Annotated in this window: 16 protein-coding genes and 1 pseudogene; 3 read left to right on the top strand and 14 right to left on the bottom strand. The window is 47.6% G+C overall.

Annotated elements, in window-relative coordinates; all coding sequences use genetic code 11:
* The first annotated feature begins 106 nt into the window (after positions 1-106).
* Both purL and VY86_RS14715 read left to right on the top strand, forming a co-directional pair.
* Entirely contained in the window at positions 107-3994 is a 3888-nt protein-coding gene (purL, locus tag VY86_RS14720) for a phosphoribosylformylglycinamidine synthase (RefSeq protein ID WP_046975496.1), read from the top strand.
* Positions 3995-4131: 137 nt separating this feature from the next.
* Entirely contained in the window at positions 4132-5508 is a 1377-nt protein-coding gene (locus VY86_RS14715; protein ID WP_046975165.1) for an IS4 family transposase, read from the top strand.
* Between the two features lie 7 nt (positions 5509-5515).
* Here VY86_RS14715 and VY86_RS14710 read toward each other — a convergent pair whose 3' ends face one another.
* Both VY86_RS14710 and VY86_RS14705 read right to left on the bottom strand, forming a co-directional pair.
* The gene (locus tag VY86_RS14710; RefSeq protein WP_238591482.1) at positions 5516-5893 is read right to left on the bottom strand and encodes a hypothetical protein; all 378 of its coding nucleotides are present in this window, start codon (positions 5891-5893) and stop codon (positions 5516-5518) included.
* Positions 5893-6390 carry a hypothetical protein gene (locus VY86_RS14705; protein WP_046975495.1) on the bottom strand — a complete coding sequence of 166 codons (498 nt, stop codon included), beginning with the start codon at positions 6388-6390 and terminating at the stop codon, positions 5893-5895. Before VY86_RS14705 ends, VY86_RS14710 begins: the two co-directional genes overlap by 1 nt.
* A 528-nt stretch (positions 6391-6918) precedes the next feature.
* On the opposite strand from VY86_RS14705, the gene VY86_RS14700 reads away from it, so the two are divergent.
* Positions 6919-8139 (top strand): trans-sulfuration enzyme family protein, encoded by a 1221-nt coding sequence (locus VY86_RS14700; RefSeq protein ID WP_202967588.1) that lies wholly within the window; start codon positions 6919-6921, stop codon positions 8137-8139.
* 580 nt (positions 8140-8719) lie between these two features.
* On the opposite strand, the gene VY86_RS14695 is transcribed toward VY86_RS14700, so the two are convergent.
* The 12 genes and pseudogenes from VY86_RS14695 to VY86_RS14655 all read right to left on the bottom strand — a co-directional run bounded on the left by VY86_RS14695 (position 8720) and on the right by VY86_RS14655 (position 18156).
* Entirely contained in the window at positions 8720-9520 is an 801-nt protein-coding gene (locus tag VY86_RS14695; protein ID WP_046975494.1) for a class I SAM-dependent methyltransferase, read from the bottom strand.
* Positions 9521-9532: 12 nt separating this feature from the next.
* Positions 9533-10210, bottom strand: coding sequence for a hypothetical protein (locus VY86_RS25415; protein ID WP_202967587.1), 678 nt, complete (start codon positions 10208-10210; stop codon positions 9533-9535).
* Positions 10211-10258: 48 nt separating this feature from the next.
* Positions 10259-10993, bottom strand: coding sequence for a radical SAM protein (locus VY86_RS25410; RefSeq protein WP_202967586.1), 735 nt, complete (start codon positions 10991-10993; stop codon positions 10259-10261).
* A 48-nt stretch (positions 10994-11041) separates the two neighbouring features.
* The gene (locus tag VY86_RS14685) at positions 11042-11524 is read right to left on the bottom strand and encodes an SAM-dependent methyltransferase (RefSeq protein ID WP_046975493.1); all 483 of its coding nucleotides are present in this window, start codon (positions 11522-11524) and stop codon (positions 11042-11044) included.
* Positions 11512-11871: a tautomerase family protein gene (locus tag VY86_RS14680; protein ID WP_046975492.1), complete on the bottom strand. Its 360-nt coding sequence runs from the start codon at positions 11869-11871 to the stop codon at positions 11512-11514. The genes VY86_RS14685 and VY86_RS14680 overlap by 13 nt, the downstream gene beginning before the upstream one ends.
* Complete coding sequence (locus VY86_RS14675) at positions 11858-12631, bottom strand: alpha/beta fold hydrolase (protein ID WP_046975491.1); 774 nt, start codon at positions 12629-12631, stop codon at positions 11858-11860. Before VY86_RS14675 ends, VY86_RS14680 begins: the two co-directional genes overlap by 14 nt.
* A gap of 85 nt (positions 12632-12716) precedes the next feature.
* Complete coding sequence (locus VY86_RS14670; protein ID WP_036812610.1) at positions 12717-12962, bottom strand: hypothetical protein; 246 nt, start codon at positions 12960-12962, stop codon at positions 12717-12719.
* A gap of 63 nt (positions 12963-13025) precedes the next feature.
* Entirely contained in the window at positions 13026-14135 is a 1110-nt protein-coding gene (locus tag VY86_RS14665; protein WP_202967585.1) for a radical SAM/SPASM domain-containing protein, read from the bottom strand.
* Entirely contained in the window at positions 14032-14310 is a 279-nt protein-coding gene (locus VY86_RS25405) for a hypothetical protein (RefSeq protein WP_202967584.1), read from the bottom strand. Before VY86_RS25405 ends, VY86_RS14665 begins: the two co-directional genes overlap by 104 nt.
* 243 nt (positions 14311-14553) lie before the next feature.
* The gene (locus VY86_RS14660; protein ID WP_046975490.1) at positions 14554-15819 is read right to left on the bottom strand and encodes an IS4 family transposase; all 1266 of its coding nucleotides are present in this window, start codon (positions 15817-15819) and stop codon (positions 14554-14556) included.
* A gap of 90 nt (positions 15820-15909) precedes the next feature.
* Positions 15910-16048: pseudogene (locus tag VY86_RS23575) on the bottom strand (IS1 family transposase); the annotation flags it as partial.
* 1103 nt (positions 16049-17151) lie between these two features.
* Positions 17152-18156 (bottom strand): IS110 family RNA-guided transposase, encoded by a 1005-nt coding sequence (locus VY86_RS14655; RefSeq protein WP_046975439.1) that lies wholly within the window; start codon positions 18154-18156, stop codon positions 17152-17154.
* Between the last annotated feature and the right edge of the window lie 255 nt (positions 18157-18411).

The following is an 18411-nucleotide window of genomic DNA, read 5'->3' as shown; positions in this document are numbered from 1 at the left end:
TCGTCACGCAAACGGTTTCGTCACTGGTCGCAATCCTCTATAATGTGCCCGTTTCCCCCTGAGGCATCAGTCAGGCTTTGCTTCTAAGATGAGAGAATGTATTACTATGGAAATTCTGCGTGGCTCACCCGCTTTATCGGCATTTCGTATCACCAAGCTCCTTTCTGTGTGTCAGGAACAGCAACTTCCGGTCAATGATATTTATGCGGAATATGTTCATTTCGCAGAAATTAATGCAACTTTGAGTGATGCTGATTCAGCAAAATTACAACGATTATTAAAATATGGACCTTCTCTGGCTGAACACGAACCACAGGGTACGTTGCTGTTAGTGACTCCCCGTCCGGGAACCATTTCCCCGTGGTCTTCGAAAGCAACCGATATTGCTCACAATTGTGGTCTGTCTCAGGTTGTGCGTTTAGAACGTGGTCTGGCTTACTATGTTCAGTGTGATGAAATGAGTGATGCACAATGGCAAATGCTGTCGTCGCTTCTGCATGACCGGATGATGGAAACGGTTTTTACTCAACTGGAACAGGCGGAGAAATTATTTTCTCATCAGCAACCCGCTCCATTAAAACGCATTGATATTCTGCAAGCAGGGCGTAGTGCGTTAGAGAAAGCCAATATTGAACTTGGATTGGCGTTGGCCCCGGATGAGATTGATTATCTGATGGAAGCTTTCCAGAAACTGGAGCGTAACCCAACCGATATTGAGCTTTATATGTTTGCTCAGGCTAATTCAGAGCATTGTCGCCATAAAATATTTAATGCTGATTGGATTATTGATGGTCAGGAACAGCCAAAATCACTGTTCAAAATGATTAAAAATACCTATGAGCAGACACCTGATTATGTCCTGTCAGCTTATAAAGATAACGCCGCTGTCATGGAAGGGTCTGTTGTTGGCCGTTTCTTTGCCAGTGCGGAAGACGGTTCATATGATTATCATCAGGAGCAGGCCCATATCCTGATGAAAGTTGAAACGCATAATCATCCAACCGCAATTTCCCCGTGGCCGGGGGCATCGACAGGTTCTGGCGGAGAAATCCGCGATGAAGGCGCGACGGGTCGAGGTGCCAAGCCAAAAGCCGGGCTGGTGGGATTTTCGGTATCCAATTTGCGGATACCGGGTTTTGAACAGCCGTGGGAAGAGGATTTCGGTAAACCGGATCGGATCGTCAGCGCCTTAGATATCATGACTGAAGGTCCTCTGGGCGGTGCAGCATTTAATAACGAATTTGGTCGTCCGGCGCTGCTGGGCTATTTTCGTACCTATGAAGAAAAAGTAAACAGCCATAACGGTAGTGAATTACGTGGCTACCACAAACCCATCATGCTGGCGGGTGGGATGGGTAATATCCGTGATGAACATGTTAAAAAGGGTGAAATTTCTGTTGGTGCCAAATTAATTGTGCTTGGCGGCCCGTCTATGAACATTGGTTTGGGCGGTGGTGCGGCATCTTCTATGGCATCCGGTCAGTCTGATGCTGATCTGGATTTTGCTTCTGTTCAACGCGATAACCCGGAAATGGAACGCCGTTGTCAGGAAGTGATTGATCGCTGTTGGCAGTTAGGTGAAAGCAACCCGATTCTGTTTATTCATGATGTCGGTGCTGGTGGGCTTTCTAATGCTATGCCTGAGCTGGTCAGTGACGGTGGTCGCGGTGGACGGTTTGAATTACGTAAAATTCTTAATGATGAGCCGGGAATGAGTCCACTGGAAGTTTGGTGTAATGAATCTCAGGAACGTTATGTACTGGCTGTTGCGCCAGAACAGCTTCCTCTGTTTGAAGAGATTTGCCGGCGTGAACGGGCACCTTATGCCGTTATTGGCGAGGCAACAGAAGAGCGTCATTTGCTGCTGAATGATGAACACTTTGATAACCAGCCAATTGATATGCCGCTGGATGTGCTGCTGGGCAAAACGCCAAAAATGTTGCGCAATGTCAGTACATTAAAAGCCAGTGGTGAAAGCTTCGAGCGCCGGGATATCAATCTGGCGGAGGCTGTTAAGCGCATTATGCACTTGCCGGCTGTGGCGGAAAAAACATTCCTGATAACGATAGGCGATCGTACTGTGACTGGCATGGTTTCCCGTGATCAGATGGTTGGCCCGTGGCAGATCCCGGTGGCAGATTGCGCTGTGACTACCGCCAGTCTTGATAGCTACTATGGCGAAGCGATGTCTATGGGTGAACGAGCGCCAGTCGCTCTGCTGGATTTTGCCGCCTCTGCCCGTATGGCTGTTGGTGAAGCGCTAACTAACATCGCTTCCGCTTATGTTCAGGATTTGAAACGTATTAAGCTTTCAGCTAACTGGATGTCTGCTGCGGGTCATCCTGGCGAGGATGCCGGTTTGTATGCGGCAGTTAAAGCTGTGGGTGAGGAGTTGTGTCCTGCTCTGGGGCTGACTATTCCAGTGGGTAAAGATTCCATGTCGATGAAAACCCGCTGGCATAACAAAGGTGAAGAGCGTGAAATGACGTCACCTTTATCGCTGGTGATTACGGCCTTTGCCAGGGTGGAAGATGTGCGTCGTACAGTAACGCCTGAGCTTTGCACTGATGACGATAATGCGTTGTTGTTAATCGATTTGGGGCAAGGGAAGAACACATTGGGTGGTACCGCGTTGGCACAGGTTTACCGCCAGCTTGGTAACAAGACTGCTGATGTACGTAGCGCCGAACAATTGGCTGGATTTTTCAATGCGATTCAGCAACTGATTGCAGAACAGAAATTGCTGGCCTATCACGACCGTTCTGATGGTGGCTTGCTGGTAACGCTGGCTGAAATGGCTTTTGCCGGTCATTGTGGCATTGAAGCTGATATCAGTGTGTTTGATGAAGATATTCTGGCAGCGTTGTTTACGGAAGAGTTAGGTGCTGTGGTTCAGATCCGTGCATCTGATAAAGCGTTTGTTGAAAACCTGCTGGCAGAACATGGATTGTCTGACTGTGTGCATTATTTGGGTAAGGCCAAAGTGGGTGATGATTTTGTCATCTTTAGTGGCAACACCGAAGTATATCGCCAGAATCGCAGTACTCTGCGTCTATGGTGGGCTGAAACCACATGGCAAATGCAGCGTTTGCGTGATAATCCAGAGTGTGCAGATCAGGAGCATCAGGCCAAATGGGATAATCAAGATCCCGGACTGAATGTAAAACTGACGTTTGATATTTCAGAAGATATTGCAGCGCCTTACATTTTGCAGCAAGTAAGACCGAAAGTGGCTGTCCTGCGTGAGCAGGGTGTTAACTCTCATGTTGAAATGGCTGCTGCCTTCCACCGGGCAGGTTTTGAAGCTATTGATGTGCATATGAGTGATTTGCTGTCTGGACGTATCGGATTGGAACAGTTCCAGACACTGGTTGCTTGTGGCGGTTTCTCTTATGGTGACGTGCTGGGTGCCGGTGAAGGTTGGGCGAAATCAATTCTGTTCAACGAACGTGTTCGTGATGAGTTTGCTGCTTTCTTTACACGGCCTGATACTTTGGCGCTTGGTGTTTGTAATGGTTGCCAGATGATGTCTAACCTGCGGGAGCTGATCCCAGGTGCGGAACATTGGCCGCGTTTTGTTCGTAACCGCTCAGAACGTTTTGAGGCTCGTTTCAGTTTGGTGGAAATTACGGACAGTCCGTCACTCTTCCTGAAAGATATGGTGGGTTCACGTATGCCGATTGCTGTTTCTCATGGTGAAGGGCAAGTGGAATTCCGCGATAGCCAGCATCTTAAGATGCTTGAAAGCAACCGGTTAGTGGCTCTGCGCTACGTGAACAACTATGGTCAGGTTACGGAAAACTATCCGGCTAACCCCAATGGTTCCGTGAATGGTATTACCGCAGTCACTAGCCTTGATGGGCGGGCAACCGTGATGATGCCACATCCTGAAAGGGTATCCCGTACTGTGAATAACTCTTGGCATCCAGAGGAGTGGAACGAAGATGGTCCGTGGATGCGGATTTTCCGTAATGCTCGTAAGCAGTTAGGGTAGTATTGCTGTGTAATTGACACCCTCTGAAGGACCTGTCTTTCATACACAAATCCCCTGATAAAAAATCGGGGGATTTTTTTGAATCTTTTTCTATTTTGCTGATCTTAGTAATAACTATTTCATTGAGGTACGGTAAAATGTTCCAAACTCACGCAGAACAATGGGCTTATGAGACTTTTTCTCGCGCAAATTTGGGCGATAGCCGACGAACCCAGCGTCTTATCAAATTCACCGCCTCTTTAGCCAACCATATCGGGCAATCTATTGTGCAATCACTCAAAACACCTGCGGATATTGAAGCCGCTTATCGATTTACGCGTAACCGGGCCATTGACGCAACGGCCATTGCAGAGGCCGGATTTGCAGCAACGGCTGAACAAGCTAAGTCCTATGACTGTTTGCTGGCATTGGAAGATACAACCTCACTGGAGTTCACTCATCAGACGGTTCGGGATGAAATGGGCTATACCTCATCACGAAAAAGTGCCACCGGCCTGCATGCCCATTCCGTTTTGCTTTTTGCCCCCAGAGAAGAACAGGTCATTGGCCTGATTGAACAAACGCGCTGGACGAGAGAGCTGAGTCATTATGGCAAGAAAGCGCAACGGGCTTCCCGGCCGTATAAAGACAAGGAAAGTTATAAGTGGGAACGCGCCTCTCAGGCAACAGAAACTCGTCTTGGCAGTGATATGAATAAGGTCATTTCAGTTTGTGATCGCGAGGCAGACATTATTGACTATCGGACCTATAAAATCACGCATCAGCAGCGTTTTATTGTGCGTTCAATGCAAAGCCGTTGCATTGAACAAAGCTCAGATAAACTTTATCTGTTCAGTGAATCTTTGCAGCCCGCAGATAAAAGAACCGTTCAGGTTAAACAACGAGGTGGGCGTAAGGCGCGTGAAGCTCTCTGCGACGTCCGTTACGCCCCTGTCACGCTCAAAATGCCGGCCAATAAACGAGGGGAGCCGATACCGCTGTATTATGTGAGTTGTCAGGAAACGAATAACGACAAGGAGCTGAGCTGGCACATTCTGACATCGGAGCCGGTAAAAGGTAAAGAAGATGCCCACCGTATTCTGGACTACTATGAAAAACGCTGGCTCATTGAAGAGTTTCACAAAGCGTGGAAAAGTGGCGGGACACAGGTAGAAGCGCTGCGGATGCAACGTAAAGCAAATCTGGAAAAAATGGTGGTGATCCTGGCGTTTATCGCCGTGCGTGTTCATCAGTTGCGCTATGTGGGTCTCAATAGATCAGAGGCGGAAAAACAGAGTTGTGAAACGCTATTAAGCCCGCTAGCGTGGAAGTTATTGTGGGTAAAGCAAGAAAAGAAAAAGGTCCCTAAGACAGCGCCAAGTGTTTACTGGGCCTATATTAATTTGGGAAAACTAGCGGGTTGGTATGACTCAAAACGAAATGGCCGAGTGGGATGGGAAAGGCTGTGGCAAGGATGGTTCATGTTACAAACCATCCTTGAAGGTTATTTACTGTCCAAGTCTCTTGATCTATGAAATATGATCAAGAGACAGGGCTTACCGGGGAATGATGATGAGCCTCGCCACCCATAGCAATCTGCATGAAAGCGGAATTTGTCAGGTAAGCATAAACCAGGCCGCAAATCCCCGTAACCAGCAGAAAACTTATCAGCATGGCGACCACCGCCCCCACCATCTGAGATAATCTTGTTCTGATTGAATTGATGGTGAGCGCGGTCAGGCAACCTGGAGCAAAACCCCAGCCCAATATATACCAGACAGCCATTAACCCTTTCAGCGCAGTGTTGTGCGCCATTTCCAGAATATCGGCACGCCACAATATAAGATTCAGGCATGCAGCCAGCACAGCCAGAGATACGGAAATAGCGAAGCTGTTGGGCAAACTCGATTCTTTATTCACTAAAACACCTTTAGACAGTCAAGGAATCTTGCACCTTTTATCGAGTTAAGAAGAAAACTGCCTAAAATGCCAGCAATGAGTGCAGCAGTGTATCCCTTAATAAGGAACAACAACGGCATTTCTATTGAGCCCCAATAGTTCAGCCCCACGTTGTGATCCAGCCCCCAGCAAAGTGTCTGGCAAACACTGAAAAACAGAGCGCTACTCACTGCGGTCATGATATAAGCTCCAGCGCTTCCAGGCATAAAACGGGCTGAAAGCAGATAGGTCAATCCCCCAACGGCGGCCCCCATGCCGATACCGCATAAACCAAGAGCCCATACCAAACGCCATACCAGCAGGCCATTGTCGGGAAATAAAATAAAACTCATTAAAAGAAATCCAGCCTCTGCGATAAAACCCAGAGAAATAAATAGTTTAATCGTGCGTATAGCACGTTTTTCCCCTTCTACCACCGCATATTGCGGATGTTGTTCATTCACAGTTTGATTAGACATTTTTCATCTCCTTAATGTGCGTTAAATATCACAAAATACTGCGGAAAATAGTCTGATAGTGCTTTTTAAATCTGAACCCAAACTGTCTTTCTGCAAAACAGAGGAAATTGTACGTGATTAGTTGTTATACATTGTAATCCTCCCTATTTTATGAGAGGTTTACAGATGGTAGGCACTGATCGATGACTTTTCCGACGCCGACATGTGTGCATGTTGTGTCGCTCCCGCAAATAAACACACTGCCATCCTGATGTTGTCTGAACTGATAGGTCAACCCGTCGTCACAACACCACACACCTGATAAATCCATCTCCATTGCTGTTCCTTATTCTGTTTGTGTCACCCAGTCTCTTGATTGATGCCCCTGATTGGCATGCTGGCTAACTGGCCTAAGTTCTTGCGTTTGATTGAAATATTGGGAGAGTCTATTTTTCAGCCGGAACAAAAACTATTACAGAGTATTACAGCACCTGCAAAAGGGTTCACTGCTATACTTTGAAAGAATATGAATTCAATGGCGGATGCAATATGTCTCAAAGCGATATCTCTCAAAAGAATACAAACAGAACGATGCAACTGGAAACGCGGGCCATTCATAGTGCTTCAGAACAATTTGAAGACCCATATCAGGCGATTTCCCCGCCACTGTATGTGAACGCCTCTTATACCTTTGAGACCTGTGAAGAGGCCGCCATGGTGTTTGCGGGTGAAAAACAGCGCTATGTGTATGGCCGGGTCCATAATCCAACCCAATCGTTATTAGAATCCAGACTGGCTGATCTGGAAGGCGCAGAAGCCGGAGTGACGTTCGCATCTGGGATGGCGGCGCTCAGCAGCGTTGTCTGGAGTTTACTTCAGTCCGGGGATGTTGTGATTGCGCACAATAAGATGTATGGCAACAGTTATAATTTGCTGACTCAGGAATTACCGAAATTTGGTGTGCAGGTGATTTTGATTGACATGACTGATCTTCAACAGCTCAGGGAGGTGCTGTCTGACAAGACAGTACTGGTGTTTTTTGAATGTCCCTCCAATCCTTTACTGGAACTCATTGACATTCAGGCGGTGGCATCTCTTCTCCAACCTTACCATGCGCAAATGGTAGTCGATAGCACCTTAGCCTCGCCCATGATGCTCAGGCCGATTGAGCACGGCGCAGATATGGTGATTCATAGCCTGACCAAATACATCGGCGGCCATGGGGATGTCCTTGGCGGGGTGGTGCTGGGCCGTGAAGAGACGATGAAAACGGTTCGGATGCATGGCTTGCGATGTTTGACGGGTGCCACACTGTCGCCTTTGTCGGCTTTTCTTGTGTTGCGTGGGTTGAAAACACTAGGCATTCGAATGCAACGGCATAGTCTCAATGCGCTGGCGGTCGCCCACTTTCTCGAGGATCATCCCATGGTCAAACAGGTGTACTATCCCGGATTAGCCACTCATCCCCAATACGCGCTGGCAACCCAGTTGCTGGATCTCTATGGCGGGTTGATCTCGTTTGAATACCGAGGAGATCAGGCTGCAACGCAGGCGTTTCTCGATCGACTTCAGTTGGTGAAGCGGGCTGTGAGCCTTGGGGATGTTGAAACGCTGATTCAGCATCCGGCCTCGATGACGCATTCGGCTTACCCGGAAGAGGCCTTACAGGCGTATGGGATTCACCAATCTTTGGTCAGAATGTCTGTGGGGCTGGAAGATGTGCAGGATATTGTGGCGGATTTAGCGCAAGCCTTTTATGAGAATATGTGAGGATGAATCGTTCTATGTCTATTTTTGAGTCTGCTTTCGGTATGTTGCGTGCTCACCTTTATCGCTTCTTTTGATTACATTGAACTCGCTACATTGACTCTTTTGGGATGTATCCATTTGAATCGGGTCAGGTATGTTACGCGCCAACCTTCACCGCTCCCTTTAACTGCATCGTGTGCATCCCAGCCTGTTTTTGAGGGCTCAAAGACAGGCGAAAAACTCTTTTTTATTCAACATCATCATAGCAAAACGGGAGCGTTTTCTAAGCTCCTCCTGAGTTGAGAAATCTAAAAATTCTTCCTTGAATTTTTTCCCTCACTCCGAGTTCAAATCATCTACCAGTCCATCTTTTGATTTCTTCAAAAAAAGAGCACCCATTCAAATGAAGAAAAAACCCGCAGGAGTCGGGATTGAGGATTTTGAGTACAGGGATGTACTTGAAAATCCGGTTCTGGCGAGCGTGTGAAAGAAGACTTTTTCCATGCTTTTGGCTCTTTCCAAAAGCATGTGGGGCGCGTTCGATATTGATCGAGAAACGTCACCGCGCACCAAACCAGATCCAGCGTCTAAATTAAGCAAATTAGTGGACAGGCTTTTTACTGATGCGAAGCTGCATCGGCCATTGAATCATCCGGGATTGATGCGCATCTCCCCACAGCGGTAGCAAAGCTTGTTCAACAGCATCAAGCGGATTGTGATGCCGAGCCAGTTGATACCGCCGGGTGGCGGACCAACTGTATAAGTAGCCCATTAATTGCTCGAATCTCCATTCCGCCTGCATATAAAAGGTGGGGGATGGTATGGCTTCAAATCCTGAAGGCAGTGGGTAGTGGGTGACGTCCGCTTGTTTGGCTTCGGTGGGCCAATAGTCTTGCAACGTGGTCTGTCGATACGTATGAATCACAGCGTCCATGGTATCAGACACATGGCAGTGACCATAACTCCAACAGGCCAGCACCCCACCGGGTTGGAGTACCCGAGCCACTTCTGCATAGAAGCGGAGCAGGTCAAACCAGTGCATGGCTTCTGCAACCGTGATTAAACCGATGGACTGATCACGAAATGGCGGGTGCTCAGCCGGGCAGACCTGATAAATCACCCCTGCGCAGGCTTTAGCAAGATTGATTTGTGCCGCGCTGGCATCGGTGGCGATAACCGTCGAAAAGCAGGTGGCAAGGCCTTGAGCGGCCTGTCCGTTGCCTGTCGCGCAATCCCAAACAGGAGGATCGCCTGTCACCCATGACCGTAAATATTCGAATAGGGCAGCCGGATACTGCGGGCGAAACTGCTGATACACCGCGGCCTGCTCAGAGAAAAAATCCTTAAACGCGGCCTCGTTGGGCGATGTCGGGGCCGCCTGAGTCACGGATTTGCTGACCATGGTCATTCGCCCTTATGCACTGGAAACCCGCCGACACAGAATCTGATCCGCACCGCCAATCATCTGATGGAAATAGACATACATGACTTCTTCGTGGAGCTCTTCGCCTTTCCATGTCGGTAAAAGATAAGACTGGTCCTCGGATAGGGTGATGAGATCCTTCTGAATCAAGGTATCAAAGACTTGCTTGTAAGGCGCTTCTTTAAGAATGTGAACCCCAAACTGAGTCTGATAATCCTGCACCCGAATCGGCTGATTGGCTTTATAAGCGAAGGCGAGCTTAGTCCCGATGGCGACATTGCCTTCAAGAACACGGCCAAATGCGAGTGGGGGCGCAGTCGGGTTGCTTTGCATGTAGGTCATATAGAGGTTGATGTTGGTCTGATTGTGCGTTTGGATGATGGTGTCATTGCCGCCGGAGAGCCAGCCATACGCGCCCGGCCCTAAAGCAATCATGGTGTTGTATTTTTCCCACTTATCTTTAGAGACACGGGGAATATTGCTATCCTTGTAGGTGCCTTTTTTATTCCACCAGCCACATGGACTGGGGTGATAGTCATTGGCCCAAAGGATCTTGGTAATCGCATCCCGCATTTTGTAGGTGTCAATCACACCCGGCAGCAAGTGTTGTGCATCGAGCTTTTCTTTCTGCCGATCTGCATTCCATACCGACGCGTTGCCAATGCCCATACTTTCCCGATCAGAATTTCTCAGCCGATAGATGGTAATCGCCGGTACCTAAATTTCGACCAGCGTGCGGATATCTTGCGTGACCGTGTCGATGGTTTGGTGCGGCAGGCCAAACATCATATCGGTACTGAAGGGTTTCCCCGTTTGTTTTAAAACGTGAATGGCATTCAGGGCGTCTTCTTTTGTATGACGACGATTGGTGAAGTCATTCACCTCATTTTGCAGGCTTTGAATGCCGATGCTGAAGCGGTTAAATCCTAGCGACAGGGCGAGTTCGACATGCTGCGGGAGATAATTTTCCGGGTTGCCTTCAATGTTGATTTCACAGTCATCCGCCAACTGATAATTCTCGCGAATATAGGTCATCAGTTTGGTGATCGCCACCGGATTATTGAGTAATAATGCGCCAGTGCCGCCGCCGATGTAGAATGACTTAATCTGCGCCTGACGCACCCACGGCACCTGCGTCAGATACAAATTGGATTCCTGAATCAGCAAATCTGCCCAAATCTCCAGCTCATGCATTTTGTCATTGGCTTTGATCCGTCGTTTGACGTAATTACAGTAGTGACAGATGTAATCACACAAAGGCAAGTGCAGGTAGAGATGGGTCTCTTTGCCGGCACCATCAAAGTCTTTGTAGGCCTGAAAGGTGTCTACATCATTGAGAATATCCCCGTGATTTGAGGTCACATTAATATTGTACTCGTGAACCGGAATATTGAGTTCTGGATTGTCATGTAACAATGTTTCTAAAACAGTCGGATGGGCCATGCGCGTCATGATGATGCTCCTCGAATGTCAGTAATGATTCAGGGCATGAATCACTCGTTAGTCATAGTACTGTGCCATAATGGCCGAGATCCATGCAGGCTCACGTATTTCTGTTTGTGGCTCAAAGGCTTGCATATAAGGTTTGATGTCGATCACCGGTGTGCCATCAATGGCATCAAGGGCTTTGACGGTTAAGGTCAGCCCATCACAGGCCAGCAGTTCACAGCAAGACACCCCTAGCCGATTGGGGCGCGCTTTGGCCCGTTGCCCGAAGATGCCGACTAGCGGCAGCTCCGTCTGACCCCGCGGGTGCCTTGCACCGGTGACGATTTTTTCAGCAGGGACTTTGTGCATCGCAAACACAATTACCAAGTGAGAAAACTCACTCAAACCTTGCGTCGCTGCCGGGGTGAACTGGTTGCTATCGAGCGTGATGGTTGAGATCACGCTGCCCCAGAAATCGTCTTGAGTGGTCGTTCTCTCATTTCTCACCCAGCCAATCGGGTGTAGGGTAAATATAGTGGTATCTACTGGCTCCATAGCTGCCCTCTTACGAATAAATGGTCAGGATGTACCCGATCGACAACGATATAGATCTCATCCCGGTTGACGCCAAATACCTCAACAATGCCATTGGCAACACAGGTGATGATGTCTTGCACGGCTTGGTTGGAGTACGTGGATTTACAGCGAATTTTGACCAGCGGGGCCGAAGCGCTCGCGGTTTCCCAGTCCGGTTTGAAGAAACAAGCCGGATCGATCGGGTGCCAGAACGACCACACATGATTGGGCGCGAGCTGCAAGATCACCTGAATCCGGTCACAGATAGTTTTCAAAAATGCTTCTGGCGGTGCAGGTTCCAGCGAGAGGTATTCAATGATTGGCATGATTCGCCTCAACAGATGCGGTACATGGAGATTTGGATTCGCCGGCGATCAGAGCCGCAAGATAATCGGCCGGATCGCAGGGCGGGTTGTCTGTCGTCTGCATATCCATCAAGTGTCCAACACCTTGAAGAATATGAATGTGTTTCTCTTGTGATTTGCGTGTCACCACATAGTCAGCGCTGTCTTTTGAATAAGTGTCCGGGGAGCAGACTTGTTCGACGGTCTCGGTTGTCTCATCACAATAGGCAATGCAGTCCCGGCTGCCATAAATTAGATGAATGGCATCGGGGTTTGCATAGACATACACAGGTTGTTCAACCACGGTACTGAGTAAAAAAACTTGTCGGCAGTGAGCATGGGCATGATTTGAATCTTCAAGCAGCTTTAATAGGATTTGTCCGCCTAAGGACAGCCCGATCACACAGTAGTTGCGCTTGAATGGTTCAAAAAGTGGGGCCTGAATCACCTGATTGAAGCGTTCATATCGTTTTTGGATATCCGTCGCGCAGGCGATTTCGTCCGCTTGCATTTTATCAGGCAAATCAAAATCAAGGGTCGCGATACCAAGCGCTGCTAAATTCCGTTGCAGTGCGGAGAAGAATTCATTTTCCCGGGCGGGGGCATCAAATGCCGTCATGTGACCGGAATGCAAGAACACACAGCAAAGCGGAGATGATGGGGTATCGGGCACCGTCATATGCACTCGAAAAGGCTGGTGATCCGCATCTTTTAAATGATAGTGCTGAGAAGTAGGGTTCATCGTCCCGGACCTGTCTGCAAAACGCGTCTTCGCAAAAAGTGTGCGTATGTACAGAATTGAGAATGCACATACGCAACACCTGTGATTACTTTTTCAAGGCCGCAGAGGCTGCCCCTACCATGGCTAAGGTAATCCCTTCTTTCGTCGGTTTGAGCGTAATGGAATGGCGATTCTCTTTATTGGCTAAAGACGTTGCAGCGCCGACCATCGCTAGAGTAATGCCATCATCTGCGGATAGATCCATATGGATCCGGGTAAATTTCTTTCCGGGAGAGGCGACAATCGATGCCCCTTCATCCGGGATCATATCGAGAACTCTTTTTTTACTCATTGCTTTTGCTCCTATTGCTGTGAGTGAAACAACAAAAAAGCCACTGCCAGAATGAGCCGCGACTTAATTGTCCGGTGCGATCAATTTGAGCTTCAAACCCTGGCGTCTTCTTAACGTCCAATACTGATGCGATTTAATCATAAACAGCCGCAGATACTCGGTTGCGCCACAGCCCGCTTCATCCCCGGACACATTTTTCGCAAGCGGAGGACAGCGAAACTGACACCAGACGCCACTTTGCTGAACATCGCAGGACTGACAGACGGTATGTCTGGCAAAGGTCTTGCCCCTGAAATCTGAGAAGCCTGTCTCCCATATCTCCTGAAAGGACCGATCTTTAATATTTCCGGCACCATACATCTTGTTACTCATACAGTTACTGCAAGGAAACACTTCCCCAGAGCTATTCACATAAGCCGTTGAACGGCCACATTTTTCTTGTTGGGTCGCCCACTCCAAGGTCTGACAAAACTTAATGGTCTCAACGCCGTGAATGTCATCGGAGGTGAACGCGCCTGTCTTTTTCCCCATCAGGGACTCATGCGGGGAATCGGCATCATCTCCCTGAAAGCGATCCATACAACGTTCGTAAATCGCAAAGACTTCATCAAGCCGTTCAGGTTGTAAAATGATATGTGGATTGAGCAATGCCCTGCCGATGGGATGTGTTTCCAGCCATTGCGGGCGGGGAAAGCCGTTGTCCACACACCACTGGAAGATTTCTTCAACATCATTGATATTCTGGTTATGGACAGACACGGCGGTGCGGACGACATGGCCATACTGACTCATGAGCTCGAAGCATTCTCTTAATTTCGGGAAGTTCATTTTTCCTCGCACGGTTCGTTCCGGTACGGCGGTATCAAAGCTGACAAAAAACGACTGACCTTTGGGGATGCGCTTGAGTTTTTCTTCCGTAATGAGCAGGCCATTACTAAAAATTTGGGTACTAAATGGCTTTTGCCGGGCGTGCTGAATGATCTCGATAGCATCTTTATGGGCAAACAATTCGCCCCCAGTCAGAAAGACTTGCAAGACCCCCAAGGCCTCGAACTCATCAATGAGCGCCTTAATTCTTTCGGTGGAAAGTTCGTTGTCCCGCTTTTTCCCCGACCAGGCATAACAATGCTGGCAACGCAGGTGCGGAAAGGTGAAAATTATCCAGCGCGACAAAAGGAGATTCGAGAATAAAATCTTCAAAAAAAGCCATATCTTTCGGCATGTCGCCCCGGTTAAATTGTTCGATATAAGGCTTCACCGAGGGATGAAAATAAGCCACTTTCCCCGTGGGAAGAAGAGCAACAATACCGCCGACATTGTCTTGATAGACGATTTTATTCAGAGACATATCACAACCTTATTTTTATAAATTATGAATGAATGTCTTGCCATGAGTGTGTTGTTACTCGGATGCAATCAACTTGTATGCCGAATGTAATTAAGTAAAGCAGTGTATCCTTAATTAGTCAAACTGAATGCAATGCGTTATATTGCTATGCAAATGAATTATTTCTCCAACTAGTTAATTCAATAGCAATACTCTCTTTCGATAAACATACCAATCACTTTGTCGTGCATCATATACAGGATCTTAAGAATTAAGCCTTTCAAAGCATGCATCTAATGTCTTGTTTTTACACGATTTTCTCTGTGGTGTTTTGAACGCGTTTTGGCATAAATATATTTGCGCTTTTTCCAGCCAAAAACATGTTTCCGACCATGCCTTTTGGAGCAGGTTTTCTATTATTGGCCTAAGCCAGCTCTCTGTATTTTGGGCTGCTTTAAGCAATGAGACCGCAGGGAATAATTGTCTTGCCAGCAAGCGCCTGAGCAACAAAGCCAGTAAGCTGAGCCAGATAAGCCCCGTGGCTAACGTTTCTTTCCGTGTGGTAAACCCGCGCCAATTGGTATGCGATTTGAGTTCTTTGAACAACAGTTCTATTTGCCAGCGGCAACGATAAATATCCATGATGTCACTGGCTGTAAACTCTTCCACGGGCAAATTAGTTAGCCACACGCAGAAGCGTTTTTCTTCGGCAAACCAGCGACGAATAAGGCGAAACTCATAGCCATTACGCCGACAAATCAGATCCAGTACCTCTGAACGGTTAGTTCTGCGGGTGATAGATTTCAAGGGTTTATCAGACAATTTGGGTAATAATTTTCCCTGACCGTTGCGTGCTGTCATGACCTGAGAATTGAGTGATTTACTTCCCCTGACAACAAATGAACCGCCTGAATGTGATACGCGCTCAAAATAATCAAAATCGAGATAACCCGCATCTGCCAGTAATAATTGGTCGCGCAGCGTCGCCGGTGCAGGCAGGTAAGCCCGCTCTGACGCTGTATCGGCGGTCACGGTCATCTTGACCGGAGACTGGGTGAACAGGGACAGCGTCAGATGACATTCCACGGCAGCGGCAGTGGTCTTGAACCGACAAGGGAAAACGTCAGCCAGTGCCGGATGAACTTTGAATGAACTGCCATCCTGTAAAATAACATTTTGAAATTTTGTCAGTTTTTTGGGCACAGCGACCTGCTTTTCTACCCATTGTGCCATGGCAAATCTCACTAATATTTTAACAAATTCGATGAAGGCGGCTTTGCAGAGTTGATTATAAAAAGGGCGATAACTGACCTGTTGTTTTTTATCGGGGCACAGGCCATTAAATTTTTGATGTAATTGGGCAATCGACGTCACGTTACCCGTACTAAGCGCGGCAATAAGGCTGAGGCTCAACACGCGAGGCTCAATATTTCTCACGCGCTGAATAAACCCACACTGGAAGGCAATTTTTTGCAAAGAAACGTCACTGAAGAATTGCATTAACTGATGTTTTATAGCGATAATTGTCACAGGCTTCATCCTTGATTTTGATATGAGTTTGGCGACGATTATCAGATCATAAATGAAGCCTTTTTGCTATCTAAAATATACGGTTACTGCTTAAGATCCTGTATATGTGTCGTGCATAGATTCTGATTTGGAAAAGCCAATCGCTCTTCTCGCTAACCTCTTTAACCGTGTCCGTAGGGTGAGATTGGTTCGCTCTATCCTCATGTGTGTAACGTTTTCCAACAATATGCTCCAATAGTCTTGGTTGTGTTCACTTAATTCTTACAAGTTATGCTCATTTCTGGTATGTAGTGTTCAACTAATATTGGCCGCTGCGTTGTGCGCCGGCCTTTGCAAAGACGGCTACTTAATCTGGTTTTTCTGAACGAGCTAAAATCAGGGGGAAGGTTGGTATGAGTAAAAGGAAAAACGGTTTTAGCCCGGCGTTGGGTGAATCATTGCAGAGCTTTATTTTTCGAGTTTTAAAACGGACTGGATATAACTAATGGAGTTTGGGAGGATAAGCCCGGTGTTCCCTATCAAGCAAGAAGTGAATTTGAGACTTTTAACCCTAATGATTTATTCGTCCTATATGAAAAAAACAAATATGTTAATCGCACTTACTTTTCCTCCCCTTTTTCACTAAGGTCCCTTTTTATTGATGTTTTTTACCCGGAGAAACAGAAAAGCTACTCAGGGCAGCATGTCCAAATTCGCTATTGCCAAAAGTGTATTGAAAAGCAGTTATATAACTTAGGATATGCATACTTCAAAGCTGGGCAGATTTTATTTAACATGCATAGATATAGCGACAGAATATAAGCGACACACTAACAATAAAACTTCGACTAATTGCTCACTATTCTATAATTCACTCTGTGACAAATGGTGGAATGACTTATCTTCATCAGGAAAAGAAAACTGGAGACGCTGAAAGATTTTCAACAAACATTCAAGAAACAGTATGAATTAGATGCCGTACTACAGCCGTAGAAATAAAAAAACGACTCTACCTTACCATCATGCCAAGAACTATGTTAACAGATGAAGGATGAAATACGTTATCTATCAACACATATAAAAATCTATGGTCACCCCCGTTTTTGCAACACAAATTTTGATGTATGGTGGGCTTGCGTAAATCTATTCGGCGTCTGGTGAGCAGTCATGCCCGCGCCACGATGAGTTCCGTGCCTGCCGAACCTTAAAAACCGGTCGGCTTCAGAGAGCCATTTTTTATATCAGGTTCATCAGCAGGCCGATATGCCGTTCATGTCATCAATTATCTGTCGTCGCAAAACCAGATGGTAACTGCTTAACTTTCTGAGCTAACGCCGTTTTTCGTTGGCTCTTTTATTTAATGAACACCGTCTGATGTGCCGTAACGGCCCAGGCTATTCGTGCCAGTTTATTCGCCAGCGCGCACGCCACAACGTTCGAGTGATGGCGGGCAAGCTGCCTGTTCACCCACTCTGCCAGACGCCCTGGATTATGCTCCAGCCGCTGCATAAAGACCCTGGCACACTGTACCAGCAGCCGCCTCAGATTTTTATCACCCCGCTTGCTGATGCCCATCAGTGTCGTTTTTCCACCCGTGCTGTACTGGCGGGGAACCAGCCCTGTTGAAGCCGCAAAGTCACGGCTGCTGGCATAGTTTTTACCGTCCCCCAGCCGCATGGCTAACAGACTCGCCGTTACCGGCCCAACGCCAGGAATGGTCAGCAGGCGTTGCGCGGTTTCATCTTCCGCCAGATGCGTTTTCAGTTCCTTATCGACTTCCTCAATTTCTCCGCTGAGGTAAACATAATGACTGTGGAGTCTGCTCAGAACCCTTGCCAGATAAGGCGGAAAGTCATTTTCTTCCAGCACAGCGGCCAGACGTCGTATCACGGCAATACCGCGCGGCAGACTGACGCCGAACTCCAGCAAAAAAGCGTGCATCTGATTGGGGGTTTTAACGCGTTGCCGTATCAGTGAGTCTCTGACGCGATGGAGGGCGGCCATCGCCTGTTGGTCTTCTGTGCGGGGGGGCACAAAGCGCATGGAGGGCCGGGAAGCTGCCTCGCAGATAGCTTCAGCATCGACAAAATCGTTCTTGTTACTCTTAACAAAAGGACGGACGAACTGCGGAGAAATCAGCTTTGCCTCATGGCCTAAATCAGCGATCCGGCGAGCCATAAAGTGCGCCCCACCGCAGGACTCCATCACTACGGTTGCAGCCTTGCAGGAACCGAGAAAATTAATAAGCTGAGTGCGGGAAAACTTCTTACGCAGCAGGGCGTTACCCTGCCTGTCCTGACAGTGGACATGGAAGGAATGTTTACCGAGATCGATACCAATAAGCGTAACGTTTTGCATGATGGTTCCCTCTAAAATAAAATACCCTGCTAGCGTACCTCTCACAGGGTGGGGGTGACCATCTCATTAACCCTAATCTTGCATTCACAAAACTGGGGCCTGGTGTCTTTCACTTTATGTCGGAGAACTGAGCACCATGGCAAGATAGGAGAAGAACCGCCAACTAGCTACGCATTGGAAGCTGGCTCATAACCTGAACCGCTTTCCCACTTTTATTGAAAAAGCATTTATTATCGAGATAACGATTGCACATAG

The sequence above is a fragment of the Photorhabdus thracensis genome (genome assembly GCF_001010285.1).
GTDB lineage: Bacteria > Pseudomonadota > Gammaproteobacteria > Enterobacterales > Enterobacteriaceae > Photorhabdus > Photorhabdus temperata.
The sequence above is the reverse complement of the archived record's forward strand: the minus strand, read 5'-3'. Positions and strand labels throughout refer to the sequence as shown.